Here is a 14477-nt window from a genome sequence, read left to right as displayed (position 1 = left end):
ATCACCACGCGGCGAAACCCAGCGGCACCATCACCAGACCGGCGCAGGCGGCGGCGCCCATGGCATCGCCATTGGCCCCGCCCAGGCGGCGCAGCAGCAGTGCGCGATACCAGATGAAGAAGGCGGCGGCGCCCAGCAGCGCGAGCGCCATGCCGCCGGGCGAGAGCCAGCCCCCCACCCCCAGCACCGGCAGCGCCAGCAGAACCGCCAGGGCGAAGCGCCGCCCGTCCATCGCCCCCGCCACGCTGCCGCCCAGCCCCGGCAGGGCCGGCACGCGCCAGATCACGGCCAGCATCAGCAGCCGTGCCACGGCGCCGGCCACCACCAGCGCCAGCGCCGCGCGCCAGGGGTCGTCCTGCGCCACCAGCGCGGCCGCCCGCAACACCAGGGCGAAGCCCAGCGCCAGCGCGCCAAAGGCGCCGATGGCGCTGTCCTTCATGATGCGGAGAACGTCCTCCGGCGTGCGGCCGCCGCCCAGCCCGTCACAGAGATCGGCCAGCGCGTCCTCGTGCAGCCCGCGCCCCAGCCAAGCGTCGAAGCCCAGCGCCAGCAGGACCGCGAGATACAGCGGAAACACCTGCGCCGCGCCCAGCAGCACCAGCGCCGTCGGCCCCGCCAGCAGCGCGCCCGCCAGCGGGAAGAACATCAGCCCGCGCGGCAGGTCGCGTTGGAAGCGCGCCATGTCCTCGCCAGGAAATGAGAGGCGGCTGAGGAAGCGCAGCGCCAGCGCCAGGGGCTGCACCCAGTCGCGCATCAGCCGCCCGTGACTTCCGCCAGCGTGGCGACTTCGGTCAGCAGAGCGGCGGCGCCATCCAGCAGGGGCAGCAGCAGCGCGGCCCCGCTGCCCTCGCCCAGGCGCAATTCCCAGTCGAGGAAGGGTTCGAGGCCCAGCGTCGCCAGCATCCGCGCATGGCCGGGCTCGGCGCCGACATGCGCGGCGATGGCGCCATCCAACGCGCCGGGGTGGAGGCGCTGGGCCACCAGGGCCGCGGCGCCCACGATCAGCCCGTCCAGCACCACGGTCAGGCGGTGCCGGCTGCCCTCCGCGATGCAGCCGGCCAGCGCCGCGATCTCGTAGCCGCACAGGCCCGCGATGGCGGCACGGTGGTCGGGTTCGGCCCGCGCACGCGCCACGGCGGCGGCCACCACGGCGCGCTTGCGGGCAAGGCTTTCCGGGCTGGCGCCCGCGCCGGGGCCGACCATGGCCTCGGGCGCCTCGCCCGTCAGCAGCGCGCCCAGGGCGGCGGCGGCGGTGGTGTTGCCGATGCCCATCTCGCCCAGCGCCAGCACGGCGATGCCCTGGCCGGCGGCCTCGGCGGCCACGCGCGCGCCCAATGCCCAGGCGGCGTCGAACTCGGCGACCGACATGGCGGGGCCATGGGCGAGGCTCGCCGTGCCGCGACCCACCCGCGCATCGAGGAAGCCCGGCCCCGGCGCCAGGCCCTCGGTGAGCGAGCCCGCATCCACCAGCAGGAACTCCGCCCCCGCCGCGCGGCCCAGCGCGCTGGCCGAGGAACGCCCCTCGCGCATCAGCCGCATCATGGCACCCGTGACGGCGGAGGGCCAAAGCCCCACCCCATCCGCCACCACGCCATGATCGCCGGCGAAGATGACCAGGCGGCGGGGGCGCGTGCGCGGGTCGAGCCGCCCCTGGGTGGCGGCGAGGCGCAGCGCCAGGCGTTCCAGCTTGCCCAGGCTGCCGGGGGGCTTGGCGAGCGCGTCGAGGCGGGTCTTGGCATCGGTGGTCATGGGGCGGGGCCCTCCTCGGCGATCATGTGGAAGAAGCTGCCCGAGACATGGCCACGCCGTCCGCCGGCCGGGCCGAGGTCGCGCCCCTCGCCATCCTGCAGCGCGGCGAAGGGCGCATCGGTGCCGGGGTTCGCCTCGGTGGCATAGTGGAACTCATGGCCGCGCAGATGCCGGCCGGCCGCGCCCAGCACCCCATCCGCCAGCAGCCGCGCGCGGCGGTAGCCCAGGTGCAGCCGCCGCGTGGCGAAGCTGGTGGAATGGCCGAGCAGCCCCGCCATGGCATGGGTCTGCCCGGCCGCATCGGTCAGCGCCTGGCCCAGCACCATGTAGCCGCCGCACTCGCCATGCACCGGGCGGGTGGCGGCGAAGGCGGTGAGCCCCGCGCGGAAGCGCGTGGCCGCGGAAAGGCGCGCGGCGTGCAGTTCCGGGTAGCCGCCGGGCAGCCAGCAGGCATCGCAACCGGGCGGCGGCGCCTCGTCAGCCAGCGGCGAGAACGGAACAACCTCCGCCCCGGCCGCCCGCCAGCCCGCCAGAACATGCCCATAGACGAAGGAGAAGGCGGCATCCCGCGCCAGCGCGATGCGCTGCCCCGGTGGGCGCAAAGCCACCGCGCGGCCAGGGTGCAGGCGCAGCGGTGCCGCGGCGGCCAGGATGCCCTCCAGGTCCAGATGCGCCTCGGCCATGGCGGCGAGCCGCGACAGCGCCTCGGCCAGGGCCGGGTGTTCCTCGGCCTGGACGAGGCCCAGATGGCGTTCGGGCAAGGCGGGCGGCGCGTCCTTGGGAATGCCCCCCAGCACGGGAATGCCGAGCGGCGCCATCGCCTCCTCCACCAGGCGCCGGTGGCGGGGGCTGCCCAGGCGGTTCAGCACCACGCCCGCGATCCGCACGGCCGGGTCATGGGTGGCGAAGCCGCGCAGCATGGCGGCGGCCGTCTGCGCCTGCCCACCCACATCCAGCAGCAGCAGCACCGGCAGCCCGTGCCGCGCGCAGAGATCGGCCGCGGAACCGCGCTGCCCCTCCGGCCCCGGGATGCCGTCGAAGAGGCCCATGGCGCCCTCGGCCAACAGCAGGTCGGCGCCGTGCGCGGCCTCGGCCAGCAGGGCATCGCGCAGCGCCTCCGGCATGGCCCAGCTGTCGAGGTTCATGCCCGGCCGGCCCGTGGCGGCGGCGTGGAAACCCGTGTCGATGTAGTCCGGCCCGATCTTGGCCGCCCGCACGGCCACGCCCCGCGCGGCGAGGGCCGCCAGCAGTCCCAGCGTCACCGTGGTCTTGCCCGCGCCGGAGCGCGGGGCGGCGATAACCAGGCCGCGCATTCAGGCCAGCAGCCTTCCGGCATGGGCCAGCAGGCGTTCGCGCACCGCCACGATGGCGCCGATGCCGATGATGGCGGGCGAGGGAATGTCCATCTCCGCCAGCGCGTCCAGCCGCGTCACGATCACCGCTTGGTCGGGCGTCGTCGCCCCCACCACCACGGCGGCGGGCGTGGCCGGCGGCAGCCCACCCTCCAGAAGCGCGGCCACGATGGCCGGCAGCGTTCGGGTCGCCATGTAGAGCAGGATGGGCTGGCCGGTGCGCGCCAGCGCCGCCCAGTCCGGCGCCTGGGAGGTGTCGGCGGCATGGCCGGTGGCGAGGATGATGGCCTGGTTGGTCTCGCGCATCGTGGCCGGGATGCTGGCCGCCGTCATGGCGGCGAGGCCCGAGGTCAGCCCCGGCAGCACGCGGAAGGGGATGTTGGCCTCGGCCAGCGCCACCGCCTCCTCCCCGCCCCGGCCGAACACGAAGGGGTCGCCACCCTTGAGGCGCAGCACGCGGCGGCCGGCGCGCGCCTCGGCCACCAGCAGGGCCGTGATTTCCGCCTGGCGGGCCGAGGGTCGGCCGCCGCGCTTCCCCACGAAGACGAGCTCGGCGCCGGGGCGGGCCAGCGCCAGCACCTCGGCCTCGATCAGCGCGTCATGGATGATGATGTCGGCCTGGCCCAGCGCGCCCAGCACCTCCAGTGTCAGCAGGCCGGGGTCGCCGGGGCCCGCACCGGCGAGCCAGACCTCGCCCGGCGCCATGCGGCGGGTGCGGGCGAGCAGCGCGGCAAGGGCGTCCGCGTTCACGCCGGGCCTATCGCGGGGCAGGGCGCCGCGCTACCGAAGCCGCCATGGATGAGGGCAAGACGCTGCGCCGCGGCTGGACCACCGGCGCCTGTGCCACGGCCGCGGCCAAGGCCGCCTATGCCGCCCTGGTGCATGGGGACTTCCCCGACCCCGTGACCATCCGCCTGCCTGGCGGGGAGACCCCCGCCTTCGCCCTGGCCCGCGCTGAGCTTATGGAGGGCGGCGCGCTGGCCGCCATCGTGAAGGATGCGGGGGATGACCCCGACGTGACCCATGGCGCGCTGATCCTGGTCACGGTGCGGCCGCTGGCGCGCGGCGCGGGGCTGCGTTTCCGCGCGGGGCCGGGTGTCGGCACCATCACCCGTCCCGGCCTGCCTTTGCCGCCCGGCGAGCCCGCCATCAACCCAGGGCCCCGCGCCATGATCCGGGCGGCGCTGGAGGAGGTCTCGCCCGCGCCGGATGCCGAGGTGGAAATCTCCATCGCCGATGGCGAGAGGCTGGCCGAGCGCACGCTGAACGGCAGGCTCGGCATCCTGGGCGGGCTGTCGGTGCTGGGCACCACGGGCATCGTCATCCCCTATTCCTGCGCGGCCTGGATCGATTCCATCCATCGCGGCGTGGATGTGGCGCGCGCCATGGGCATCGCGCATGTGGCGGGCAGCACCGGCAGCGCCTCGGAGGCCGCGGTGCGAAAGCTGCACGGCCTGCCGGATGTGGCGCTGATCGAGATGGGTGATTTCGTGGGCGGCATGCTGAAATACCTCCGCCGCCATCCCGTCGCGCGTGTGACCGTGGCGGGCGGCGTCGCCAAGATGACCAAGCTGGCGCAGAGGCGGCTCGACCTGCATTCCAAGCGGGGCGAGGCGGACCTTGGCGCGCTCGGCGCCCTGCTGCCCGACGTAGCGCTGGCCGCACGCATCGCCGCCGCGAACACGGTGGCCGAGGCCTTCCAGATCGCGGAGGCGGCCGGCCAACCGCTGGGCGATGCCATCGCCGCCCGCGCCTGGGCCGTGGCGGCAGAGGCGCTGGTTCCCGCGCCCACCGAGCTGGAGATCGTGGTCTTCGACCGCACGGGCCGGCTGGTAGGCCGGGCGGATTTCGCGGCGGTGGGTCACAGCCCCTCCCTGCCCTTGAAGCGGCGCTGATAATCGGGCGCGTAGAGGGCGCTCTCGCGAAAATCCTCCGGTGCCAGCGCCGGCCCCACCAGGATCAGCGCCGTGCGCTCCACCCCCGCCGCCGCGACCTGTGGCGCGATGTCGGCTAGCCTGCCGCGAAACACCTGTTCATCGGGCCAGGAGGCGCGGACCACCACGGCCACGGGGCAATCGGCGCCGTAGAAGGGGAGTAATTCCTCCACGATGCGCGCGAGCTGCGGCACGGCGAGATGGATCGCCAGCGTGGCCCCGGTCGCCGCGAAGCTGGCAAGCTTCTCGCCCTCCGGCATCGGCGAGGCCCGGCCCGGCATCCGCGTCAGCACCACCGATTGGGCCAGCGCCGGTACGGTCAGTTCCCGCCCCAGCAGGGCCGCCGCGGCGGCGAAGGCCGGCACGCCGGGCGTGAGGCTGACAGGAATGCCGCGCGCCTCCAGCCGCCGCTTCTGCTCGGCGATGGCGGAATAGATCGAGAGGTCCCCGGAATGCAGCCGCGCCACATCCTGCCCCGCTGCGTGTGCGGTCACGCATTCGGCCTCGATCTCGTCGAGGGTCATCGGCGCCGTGTCCACCAGCCGCGCATCGGGCGGGCAATGCGTCAGCATCTCGCGCGGGATGATGGAGCCGGCGTAGAGGCAGACGGGGCAGCGTGCCAGGATGTCCCGCCCGCGCAGCGTCAGCAGGTCGGCCGCACCCGGCCCGGCGCCGATGAAATGGACGGTCATGGCAGGCACTCCGCCAGGGCGCAGGTGGCGGCCCGCCCGGCGGCGACGCGGGGGCCGAGCAGCCGGGCCCCCTCCCCCGCCCCGGCCAGGGCCGCGGCCTCGGCCAGGGAGGGCAGGCCGGTGGCCTCCAGCGCGCGGGCCGATCGGGTCAGACAATGCGGGGCGGCGGCGTGCAGCGCGGCCTCCGGCAGAGAAAGCAACTCCAACCCCAGCACCGCAGCGGCGTGGCGCAGGCCGGGCTCGCCCGCCTTGGCCGCGCTGGTGGCCAGCCGGGCGAGGCCCGTCGCCTCGCGCCCCGCCACCGAGAGGGCGTAGGTGATGGCCGCCAGCACATCCTCGGCCGGCGCGCCGCGCCGGCAGCCCAAACCCGCCACCATCATGGCTTGCGCCAGATCCATTGGGTCACGGGCATGGCCGCGCGCCAGCCGGTCATGGACCCCACCGCCTCGGCGCGGGCGAGGTTGATCCGCAGCATCTCGCCGCCCAGCGCGGCGTGGCGGGCCAGCAGCAGGGCCTCGGTCTCCAGCGTCACGGCATGGGCCACGAAGACGCCGCCCGGCTTGAGCGCTTCCAGCGCCGCGTCGAACACGCCGGGGTCATTGGCGCCACCGCCCAGGAAGATGGCATCGGGCGCGGGCAGGCCGGCCAGCGCGGCTGGCGCCTCGCCCACCACCAGGCGCAGGCCGGGCACGCCCAGCGCCGCGGCATTGGCGGCGGCGCGCGTGGCACGGTCCGCCCGTGCCTCGATGCCGATGGCGCGGCAGGCGGGATGCGCCAGCATCCATTCGATGCCGATGGAGCCAGCACCTGCCCCCACATCCCACAACAGCCCGCCCGGGAAGGGGCGCAGGGCGGACAAGGCCAGTGCCCGCGCCTCTCGCTTCGTGAGCTGCCCGTCATGCTCGAACAGGGCATCCGGCAGGCCGGGGGCGCGCGGCAGCCAGGTGGCATCCGGCGCCGCCACCACCTCCACCGCCAAGGTGTTCAGCGGGTGCGGCGCGGCCAGGGCGAAGCCCGCGGCACGCGCGGTGCGGAGGCGCTCCTCCGGCCCGCCCAGCGCCTCCAGCAGCGCCAGCCGGCTGTCGCCGAAGCCCAGGCCCGCCAGCAGGGCGGCGATGGCGGCCGGCGCCTCGGCGCCGCTGGTGAGCAGGATCAGCCGCGCGCCGGGGTGCAGATGCGGGCGCAGCAGGGCCATGTCCCGGCCGTGCAGGGAGAGCGTGGTCACCTCCGCCAGCGGCCAGCCCAGCCGCGCGGCGGCAAGGCTTGCGGCGGAGGCATGGGGGAAGACCCGCGCCTCCTCGGCCGGGATCTCGCGCAGCAGGCTGGCGCCGGCGCCGTGCCACATGGGGTCGCCCGAGGTCAGCACCGCCACGCGCCGCCCGCGCAGGGCCAGCACAGGCGCCACGCTGAAGGGCGAGGGCCAGGTTTGCGCCTCCCCCGTGATCCCCCCGGCCGCGAGGCGCAGATGCCGCGCGCCCCCGAACACGGTCTCGGCGCCGGCCAGGTAAGCGAGGGCGGCCGTGCCCAACCCCGCCAACCCATCCTCGCCGATGCCGATGATGGACAACCAGGGCGCGGCGCGCGAAGCCTCATCCATGCGACCCCACCTCCTGCTGCTGGGCGGCACCACCGAGGCGCGGCTCCTGGCCGAAGCCTTGGCCGCGCGCGGTGATCTCGACGTGACCCTCTCGCTGGCCGGCCGCACGCAACGCCCGGTGGCCATGCCCGTGCCGGTGCGGGTGGGCGGCTTCGGCGGCGCGGAGGGGCTGGAAGCCTGGCTGCGCGAACACCGCGTGGCGGCGCTGCTGGACGCGACGCACCCCTATGCCGCGCGCATCTCGGCCCATGCGGCCCTGGCCGCGCGGCGCGCGGGCGTGCCCCTGCTGTGCCTGGCGCGCCCCGCCTGGGTGCCGGAAGCCGGCGATGACTGGCGCCCCGTGGCCGACGTGGCCGCCGCCTGCGCCGCGCTGGGGGCCGCACCCCGCCGCGTCTTCCTGGCGCTGGGCCGGCAGGAGGTGGCAGGCTTCGCCATGGCACCCCAACACCGCTACCTGATCCGCAGCGTGGACCCCATCACACCGCCCCCGCCCATGCCGGAGGTGACCTGCCTGACCGCGCGCGGCCCCTTCACGCTGGAGGATGAGGCGCGGCTGCTGGACGCGCACGGCATCGAGGTCATCGTCTGCAAGAACAGCGGCGGCACGGCCAGCCACGCCAAGCTGGTCGCCGCCCGCGCGCGCGGCCTGCCTGTGCTGGTGCTGCAACGCCCCGCGCCGCCCGATGCGCCGCGGGTGACAAATGTGCAGGCCGCGCTGGACTGGCTCTCTCATGCGCTGAACCTGCGCGGCGTATAGGCCAGCGGCGCGAGGCCCGCGCGCGGCACCACCCGCGTCTGCCGCGTGCCGATGATGATGCAGCTCGCCATGCTGGCGGGCTGGGTGGCGGCCTCGGCCAGAGGGGCGATCACCACCTGCTCCGCCGCGCGGGCCACGGCATGGCCGAAGATGACCGGCACCTCGGGCGGCAGATGGCGCGAGAGGCAGGCGAAGGCCGCGCCCAGCTGCCAGGGCCGCGCCCGGCTGATGGGATTGTAGAGCGCGATGGCGAAGCCCGCCCCGGCGGCGGCGGCCAGGCGTTGTTCCACCACCTCCCAGGGCTTGAGGTTGTCGGACAACGAGATGGCGCAGAAATCATGCCCGAGCGGCGCGCCGGCCCGTGCCGCCAGCGCCAGCATGGCGGTGATGCCGGGATGGACCTGCACTTCCAGCGCGCGCCAGTCCGGCTTGCCGTGCTCGATGGCCTCGCACACCGCGGCGGCCATGGCGAAGACGCCGGGGTCGCCGCCCGTCACCATGGCCACGCGCGCGCCGGCGGCGGCGGCGTCCAGCGCGGCGGCGGCGCGGTCCATCTCCTCGCGGTTGTCGCTGGCGTGGCGGGACTGTCCGGGGTGCGCGGGCACGCGGTCGAGATAGGGGCCATAGCCGTAGAGAAGCTGCGCCTGGGCCAGCGCCGCGCTGGCGGCGGGCGTCACCAGCGCCGCCTCGCCAGGCCCGATGCCCACCACGTCCAGCCGCCCGCTCATCGCGCCCAGCCGGGCACGAGGATCAGGGAGAAGTAAGGCGCGGGCGCTTCGTCACGGTCCACCAGGCGCAGCACGCGCTGGGCGGGCGTGCCCACGCGCTCGGCATAGAAGGCCGCATCCAGGCGCCCCGCACGCGCCAGCGCGGCGCGCACGCGCGGCAGGTTGCGGCCGAGCTTCATGATGATGGCGGCCTCGGTGCCGCGCAGGCGCGCGGTCAGCGCGTCCTCGTCCAGCGTGCCCTGCAGCACCGTCAGCACGTCATCGCCCTGGGCGATGGGCAACCCGGCCAGCGCCCAGGCGCCGGACATGGCGGTGATGCCGGGCACCACCTCGGTCGGGAAGCGGTGCGCCAGCCGCACATGGAGGTGCATGTAGGAGCCGTAGAACAGCGCATCCCCCTCGCTCGCCACCGCAACGTCGCGCCCGGCTTCGAGATGCGCCGCGATGTCGGCGGCGGCCGCGTCGTGGAAGGCGTCCAGGGCATCACGATAGCGAGGGTCCGCGCGCGGAATCTCGGTGGTGACGGGGTAGTGCAACGGCAGTTCGATCACGCCCGGCCGCAGCCGATCCGCGATGATGGCGCGTGCGTTGCTCGGGCTGCCCTGCTTCGCGAAATAGGCCACGACCGGCACGGCATCGAGCAGCCGCGCGGCCTTCAGCGTGAGCAGTTCCGGATCGCCAGGGCCGAGGCCCAGCCCATAGAGCCGCCCTGTCACAGCCCGGGCCTCGCCAGCGCGTTCAGCGCGGCCGCCGCCATGGCGCTGCCCCCCATGCGCCCGCGCACCACCGCCCAGGGGATGCCGTAGGGCGCGGCCATCAGCGCCTCCTTGGATTCGGCGGCGCCCACGAAGCCCACCGGCATGCCGATGATGGCGGCGGGGCGCGGTGCACCGGCCTCGATCATGTCCAGCAGATGGAACAGCGCGGTGGGCGCATTGCCGATGACGACGACGCTGCCCGCCAGATGCGCCTCCCACAGCGCCATGGCGGCGACCGAGCGCGTGTTGCCGATGCGCGCCGCCATCTCCGGCACGCGCGGGTCGCGCAGGGTGCAGATCACGGCGTTGTCAGCGGGCAGGCGGGCGCGGGTGACGCCGCGCGCCACCATCTCGGCGTCGCAGAGGATGGCGGCACCTTCCTGCAAGGCACCGCGCCCGGCGGCGACGAAGCCGGGCGCGAAGGCGAAATGGGCCGCGGCCTCGACCAGCCCGCAGGCATGGATCATGCGGACCGCGACATCCTCCTCGTCGGCCGCGAAGCGCGAGAGGTCGGCCTCGGCGCGGATGATGGCGAAGGAGCGTTGGTAGATCGCCGCACCGTCGCGGATGTAGTCATGCATGGGCGGCAAACTCCCGCGCCAGCGCGGCGCGTGCATCCTGGGGGTCGAGCATGTCCGCCACTGTGTCGCCCGCCCTTCCGCGCCGGATCAAGCCCAGCCCCCGCGCCATGCCGACGAGGGTGCGGGTGGCCGCGCGGGGATGCGCGCAGCCCTTGGCGCAGCCCGAGACGTGCAGCAGCGCGCCGACCGGCACCAGGGGTGCCAGGGTCGTGGCGAACGCCCGGGTCTCCGTCAGCGCCGACGCGCAGCCGGGCGCGCCCGGGCAGGCGACGACGCGGCGGCGCGGGTCGGCCGGGTCGGTGATGAAGCCGAGCGTGGCGGCGTGGCGGCGCAGCGCGTCGGCGTCGGGCACGCCGATGGCCAGCAGGGCGCGGCCGGGCGCGCCACGCAGGGCGCGGGCGCCGCTGGCTTCGGCCAGGGCGATGAGAGTGTCCGCGTCCACCCGCCCAAAGGGCAGGCCCAGGCCCAGCGCCACGCCGTCGCGCAGCCGGTGCAGGCCGATGGGCTCGGGGGCGGCCACCGCCGCCATGCCCCCGGCCGGCACGCGGGTGCCATCGCGCGCCATGGCGCGCAGCAGGTCCAGCGCGATGACGAAAGCGTCGTCCTCCCCGGCCACGCCCAGCCATTCCGCGCCATGGCCGATCCGCCAGCCCTCGGACCATGCCACAAGGCGCAGGTCGGCGGCCTCGGCCGCCAAATGCAGGGCGCCGCCGCCATCCACCAGCACCGTGGCCTTGGGCGGCAGGCCTGGCGGTGCGGCGGCGGCCAGGCGCGCGGCGAGCGGGCGGGGGTCGCGCACCTCGTCCAGCGCCTCGCCGGCCAGGGGCGAAGTCATCACCAGCGCGCCGCGCGGCCAGTCCGCCGGCACGAGTTCCGTCGCGAGGTCCAGCGTCTCGGCGCGCAGCCCACGCAACTGCACGCTGCCCCGCGCGGTGATGTCGAGCAGCCCGTTGCCCGCGCGCCGGGCGGCCTCGGCCAGCGCCACCCAGGAAGCGGGCGACATGGTGGCGGGGGGCAGGCGGGCGAGCAGCCCATCGCCCGTCTCCATGGGGGTGTCCAGGCTCGGGCAGGCCCCGCGGCGCATCAGGTGGGCTCCGTCAGCAGGGCCAGTTCGGCCGAAGTCGAGTTGCGGCGCGGATGCCAGAGGCCGCGCCGCAGCGCATCGGAGAGGCGCAGCGCGATGGCGCGCGCGGCGGCCGGATTCTCGCGGCGCAGGAAGTCGCGCACCGTAGCGTCCCGCACATAGGCGGCGTGGATGCGGTCCAGCAGGACGCTGTCCACCGCTTGCGTCGTCTCCGCGAAGGCCACCAGCCGGTCCACCGTCTCGGCCAGTTCGGAAGCCCCGCGCGGGCCGTGGCGCATCTGGCCGGCGATGAAGCGCGGGTCCACGGCGCGGCCCAGCACGAGGCGGCGCAACGCATCTTCCAATCCGCGGGCGCGCGGGCGGGCGGGGTTGGTGGTGTCCAGCGTGATCAGCGCGGGCGTGGCGCCCAGCGACGCCGCCGCCGCCACGAAGCCACCCAGATGCGCGACATCCGCGCCGCCCTGCAACAGGTCGCGCGCCGGGTCGTCGCCCGTGTGCAGCAGCGCGTCGGCCAGGGCCACGCGGGTGGCGAAGCCCGCATCCGGCACCGCGTCGCCGCCCGGCCCGCCATAGCGGTGCGAGGCGGCGGCGAGATAGGCGCGGCCCAATTCCTCCCGCGCCGTCCAGTCGCCGGAGGAGAGCGCGTCCTCCACCCCCGCGCCATAGGCGCCGGGGGCCGTGCCGAAGATGCGCGCGAGCGGTTCGCCCGCCACGCGCGCGGCGGCGAGCGGGTTTTCCTCGGCACTCTCGTCGCGTGCGGCAACCGCCCGCACGGCCGCGTCCAGCAGCGCGATCTGCGCCGGGAACAGGTCACGGAACAGGCCGGAGATCCGCCAGGTCACGTCCACGCGCGCGCGGCCCAGCACGGCAGGCGGCTGCACCTCGATGCCGGTGACACGGCCGGTCGCGGCCTCCCAGACCGGGGTGCAGCCCAGCAGAGCAAGGCCCTGCGCGACCTCCTCGCCACCGGTGCGCAGCGTGGCGCTTCCCCAGAGGTCCAGCACCAGGCGGCGCGGCATCTCGCCATGCTCCTGCGCATAGAGGCGCAGCGCCTCGGCCGCCGCCAGCCGGCCGAGCTCCATGGCGGTCGGCGTGGGCAGGCCGCGCGGGTCGGTGGTGGCGAGGTTGCGGCCAGTGGGCATCACGTCCCGCCGGCCGCGCGCGGGGGCGCCGGCTGGGCCGGGCGGGATGTGGCTTGCGTCGAGCGCCGCGAGAAGCCCGGCGCGCTCGGCCTCCGCGCAGGCTTCCTGCTCGGCCCCGGCGCCGGGGGCGGCGCGGCCATAGATGTGCAGCCCGTCCTGGAGCGCGAGTTCCTTCACGTCGCACATCCAGGCGTCCAGGGCGCGCAGGCGTTCGTCGGCATCGTCCGGCAAGGCCGGCAGCGTCGGCACCGCCGCGGCCTTCTCCTGGATGAGCTGCGCGAGGCGTTCGCGGCGGCGGCGGTCCATACCATCGGCGGCCGCGAATTCGTCGAGCAGCCGGTCGAGGTCGTGCAGCTCAGGCGCGAGGGCGGGCGTGGTGAGGGGCGGTGGCAGATGGCCGAGTGTCACGGCGGCGATGCGGCGCTTGGCCTGGGCGGCCTCGCCAGGATTGCTGACGAGGAAGGGATAGACCACGGGCAGCGCGCCCAGCACGCGCTCGGGGTAGCACTCGGACGTCAGCGCCACGGCCTTGCCCGGTAGCCATTCCAGCGTGCCGTGCGCGCCCATGTGGATGACGGCGTGGACGTCGCGCGCGCGGCGCAGCCAGAGGCCGAAGGCGCGCAGCGCGTGGCGCGGCGGCAAGGCGGGGTCGTGATAGGTGGCGCGGCGGTCGGCAGCGCGGCCACGGTCAGGCGCCACGGCCAGCAGGATGTTGCCGCATTCCAGGGCGCGGAAGCGGAAGGCGCCATCGGTTGCGTCCGGGTCGTGTTCGGGTGCGCCCCAGGCCTCGTCGGGCGGCGCGGCGTAGTCCGCCAGGGGCCAGGTGGCGGAAGGCTCGGCCAGGGCGTCGAGCAGGGCGCGCGGCGAGGCGGGCGGCGTGCCCGTGTCGTAGCCCGCGGCCCGCAAATCCGCCAGCAGCGCCAGCACGCTGGCCGGCACATCGAGCCCCACCGCATAGCCCGTGCGCCCGCCCGCCCCCGGATAGTCGGGCAGCAGCACCGCGAGGCGCCGCTGGGCCGGCGGCGTGGCGCGCAACCGCAGCAGGGCCATGACGCGCGCGGCCAACTGCGCCACGCGGTCGGGCTCGGCGCGGTTGATCTGGCGGGTGAAGCCCAGTTCCGGCGCGCTGGGCGCGGCGTCCTTGAAGCCGATGGCCCCGCCCAGCACGCGCCCGTCCAGCTCCGGCAGCACGACATGCATGGCGAGGTCGGCGGCGCCCAGCCCGCGCGCGCCGCCCGTCCAGGCCGCGCGCGCGGTGGTGGCGATGACGGCCTGGATCACGGGCGCGCCGCAGGCGGCGAGGACCGGCTGCGCCTGCCCCTCCGCGAAGGCGGTGCAGGAGACGATCAGGGCGGGGCCGAGGCGCGGCAATGCGTCCCGCAGGAAGGTGACCGAATGCGGCTCCTTCAGGCTGGCCACGAAGATGGGCACGGGGGCCGCGCCTTGTGCCACCAGCGCCTCGGCCAGGGCGGTGACGGGCGCCATGTCCTCCGCCAGCCGCATGGAGCGGTAGAAGATGATGGGCACCACGGGCCGCGTGCCGTCCGGCACGGGCCATTCCGCGCAGAGACCGGCGGGCGGCAGGGCTTGGGCGGGCGGGGCGTCCAGCGCCACCCCGCAATGCCCGGCCATGCGCCGAAGCACGCCGCGCAGCGCCGCCACCCCGCCGGCGCGGAACCCTTCCAGCAGCGCGGCGCATTCCTTCGCCGGCAGGGTGGAGAGGGCGGGCAGGCGATCATCGGCGCGGTCCTCGCCGGGCAGCACGGCCAGCGCGATGCCGCGCGCGCGGCAGAAGGCGGCCAATTGCTCAGCGCCATAGCGCCACCAGTCGAGGCCGCCCAGCAGCCGCAGCACGATGATGCGGGCCCCCGCCGCCGTGCGGTCCAGCCACAGGTCCACCGACATCGGGTGGCGCAATTCCCGCAGCGGCACCAGGCGCAGCGCGGGCAGGATGTCGCGCTCCGCCTCCCAGGCGGCGGCGAGGCCCGCAAGGTCGCTGTCGGTGAAGCTGAGCACCGCCATGGGCGCGGGCGGCTGGCGGAGATCCACGGGCTCCGTCTGCTCGTCCAGCGTCGCGGTGGAGGTGTTCAGCAGGTGCATGGC

At 75.6% G+C, this 14477-nt stretch carries 14 protein-coding genes; 2 read left to right on the top strand and 12 right to left on the bottom strand.

Features of this window, described 5'->3' with window-relative positions:
- Position 1: 1 nt before the first annotated feature.
- Genes GGQ83_RS16005 through cobA form a run of 4 tightly spaced genes read right to left on the bottom strand, consistent with a single transcriptional unit; the run spans position 2 to position 3851 of the window.
- Positions 2–754, bottom strand: coding sequence for an adenosylcobinamide-GDP ribazoletransferase (locus GGQ83_RS16005; protein ID WP_184385815.1), 753 nt, complete (start codon positions 752–754; stop codon positions 2–4).
- Positions 754–1749 carry a nicotinate-nucleotide--dimethylbenzimidazole phosphoribosyltransferase gene (gene cobT, locus GGQ83_RS16000; protein WP_184385813.1) on the bottom strand — a complete coding sequence of 332 codons (996 nt, stop codon included), beginning with the start codon at positions 1747–1749 and terminating at the stop codon, positions 754–756. The genes GGQ83_RS16005 and cobT overlap by 1 nt, the downstream gene beginning before the upstream one ends.
- The gene (locus GGQ83_RS15995) at positions 1746–3062 is read right to left on the bottom strand and encodes a cobyrinate a,c-diamide synthase (protein WP_184385811.1); all 1317 of its coding nucleotides are present in this window, start codon (positions 3060–3062) and stop codon (positions 1746–1748) included. Before GGQ83_RS15995 ends, cobT begins: the two co-directional genes overlap by 4 nt.
- Positions 3063–3851 carry a uroporphyrinogen-III C-methyltransferase gene (gene cobA / locus GGQ83_RS15990; RefSeq protein ID WP_311728427.1) on the bottom strand — a complete coding sequence of 263 codons (789 nt, stop codon included), beginning with the start codon at positions 3849–3851 and terminating at the stop codon, positions 3063–3065.
- A gap of 44 nt (positions 3852–3895) precedes the next feature.
- On the opposite strand from cobA, the gene GGQ83_RS15985 reads away from it, so the two are divergent.
- Positions 3896–4996: a cobalt-precorrin-5B (C(1))-methyltransferase gene (locus tag GGQ83_RS15985; protein WP_184385809.1), complete on the top strand. Its 1101-nt coding sequence runs from the start codon at positions 3896–3898 to the stop codon at positions 4994–4996.
- Here the strand turns inward: GGQ83_RS15985 and cobM are convergent.
- From cobM to cbiE, 3 genes are read right to left on the bottom strand one after another with little or no spacing between them, the layout of a single operon-like run.
- On the bottom strand, positions 4963–5727 hold the full coding sequence (gene cobM, locus GGQ83_RS15980) for a precorrin-4 C(11)-methyltransferase (protein ID WP_184385807.1): 765 nt from the start codon (positions 5725–5727) through the stop codon (positions 4963–4965). The genes GGQ83_RS15985 and cobM overlap by 34 nt on opposite strands.
- Positions 5724–6125 (bottom strand): cobalamin biosynthesis protein, encoded by a 402-nt coding sequence (locus GGQ83_RS15975; RefSeq protein WP_242535167.1) that lies wholly within the window; start codon positions 6123–6125, stop codon positions 5724–5726. The genes cobM and GGQ83_RS15975 overlap by 4 nt, the downstream gene beginning before the upstream one ends.
- Positions 6104–7324, bottom strand: coding sequence for a precorrin-6y C5,15-methyltransferase (decarboxylating) subunit CbiE (cbiE, locus tag GGQ83_RS15970; protein WP_184385805.1), 1221 nt, complete (start codon positions 7322–7324; stop codon positions 6104–6106). Before cbiE ends, GGQ83_RS15975 begins: the two co-directional genes overlap by 22 nt.
- Here cbiE and GGQ83_RS15965 point away from each other — a divergent pair.
- Positions 7323–8081, top strand: a complete 759-nt coding sequence (locus GGQ83_RS15965; protein ID WP_184385803.1) for a cobalt-precorrin-6A reductase — start codon at positions 7323–7325, stop codon at positions 8079–8081. The two genes, cbiE and GGQ83_RS15965, sit on opposite strands and share 2 nt — an antisense overlap.
- On the opposite strand, the gene GGQ83_RS15960 is transcribed toward GGQ83_RS15965, so the two are convergent.
- The 5 genes from GGQ83_RS15960 to cobN are packed head-to-tail and all read right to left on the bottom strand — an operon-like array spanning position 8054 to position 14474.
- Positions 8054–8809, bottom strand: coding sequence for a precorrin-3B C(17)-methyltransferase (locus tag GGQ83_RS15960; protein WP_184385801.1), 756 nt, complete (start codon positions 8807–8809; stop codon positions 8054–8056). The genes GGQ83_RS15965 and GGQ83_RS15960 overlap by 28 nt on opposite strands.
- A complete protein-coding gene (locus GGQ83_RS15955; RefSeq protein ID WP_184385799.1) occupies positions 8806–9525 on the bottom strand; it encodes a precorrin-2 C(20)-methyltransferase in 720 nt (239 codons plus the stop codon). The genes GGQ83_RS15960 and GGQ83_RS15955 overlap by 4 nt, the downstream gene beginning before the upstream one ends.
- Positions 9522–10148: a precorrin-8X methylmutase gene (locus GGQ83_RS15950; protein WP_207018275.1), complete on the bottom strand. Its 627-nt coding sequence runs from the start codon at positions 10146–10148 to the stop codon at positions 9522–9524. The genes GGQ83_RS15955 and GGQ83_RS15950 overlap by 4 nt, the downstream gene beginning before the upstream one ends.
- Positions 10141–11232, bottom strand: a complete 1092-nt coding sequence (locus tag GGQ83_RS15945) for a precorrin-3B synthase (protein ID WP_184385795.1) — start codon at positions 11230–11232, stop codon at positions 10141–10143. The genes GGQ83_RS15950 and GGQ83_RS15945 overlap by 8 nt, the downstream gene beginning before the upstream one ends.
- Entirely contained in the window at positions 11232–14474 is a 3243-nt protein-coding gene (gene cobN / locus GGQ83_RS15940; RefSeq protein WP_184385793.1) for a cobaltochelatase subunit CobN, read from the bottom strand. Before cobN ends, GGQ83_RS15945 begins: the two co-directional genes overlap by 1 nt.
- Between the last annotated feature and the right edge of the window lie 3 nt (positions 14475–14477).

The organism is Roseococcus suduntuyensis, from assembly GCF_014196305.1.
Taxonomy (GTDB): domain Bacteria; phylum Pseudomonadota; class Alphaproteobacteria; order Acetobacterales; family Acetobacteraceae; genus Roseococcus; species Roseococcus suduntuyensis.
The sequence above is the reverse complement of the archived record's forward strand: the minus strand, read 5'-3'. Positions and strand labels throughout refer to the sequence as shown.

Excerpts from the sequence above, each read along its gene's own strand:
- GGQ83_RS15975 (WP_242535167.1), bottom strand. The coding sequence starts at position 6,125 with ATGGATCTGGCGCAAGCCATGATGGTGGCGGGTTTGGGCTGCCGGCGC.
- cobT (WP_184385813.1), bottom strand. The coding sequence starts at position 1,749 with ATGACCACCGATGCCAAGACCCGCCTCGACGCGCTCGCCAAGCCCCCC.
- GGQ83_RS15965 (WP_184385803.1), top strand. The coding sequence starts at position 7,323 with ATGCGACCCCACCTCCTGCTGCTGGGCGGCACCACCGAGGCGCGGCTC.
- GGQ83_RS15995 (WP_184385811.1), bottom strand. The coding sequence starts at position 3,062 with ATGCGCGGCCTGGTTATCGCCGCCCCGCGCTCCGGCGCGGGCAAGACC.
- GGQ83_RS15945 (WP_184385795.1), bottom strand. The coding sequence starts at position 11,232 with ATGCGCCGCGGGGCCTGCCCGAGCCTGGACACCCCCATGGAGACGGGC.
- GGQ83_RS15985 (WP_184385809.1), top strand. The coding sequence starts at position 3,896 with ATGGATGAGGGCAAGACGCTGCGCCGCGGCTGGACCACCGGCGCCTGT.
- GGQ83_RS15960 (WP_184385801.1), bottom strand. The coding sequence starts at position 8,809 with ATGAGCGGGCGGCTGGACGTGGTGGGCATCGGGCCTGGCGAGGCGGCG.
- cbiE (WP_184385805.1), bottom strand. The coding sequence starts at position 7,324 with ATGGATGAGGCTTCGCGCGCCGCGCCCTGGTTGTCCATCATCGGCATC.
- cobM (WP_184385807.1), bottom strand. The coding sequence starts at position 5,727 with ATGACCGTCCATTTCATCGGCGCCGGGCCGGGTGCGGCCGACCTGCTG.
- cobN (WP_184385793.1), bottom strand. The coding sequence starts at position 14,474 with ATGCACCTGCTGAACACCTCCACCGCGACGCTGGACGAGCAGACGGAG.
- GGQ83_RS15950 (WP_207018275.1), bottom strand. The coding sequence starts at position 10,148 with ATGCATGACTACATCCGCGACGGTGCGGCGATCTACCAACGCTCCTTC.
- GGQ83_RS16005 (WP_184385815.1), bottom strand. The coding sequence starts at position 754 with ATGCGCGACTGGGTGCAGCCCCTGGCGCTGGCGCTGCGCTTCCTCAGC.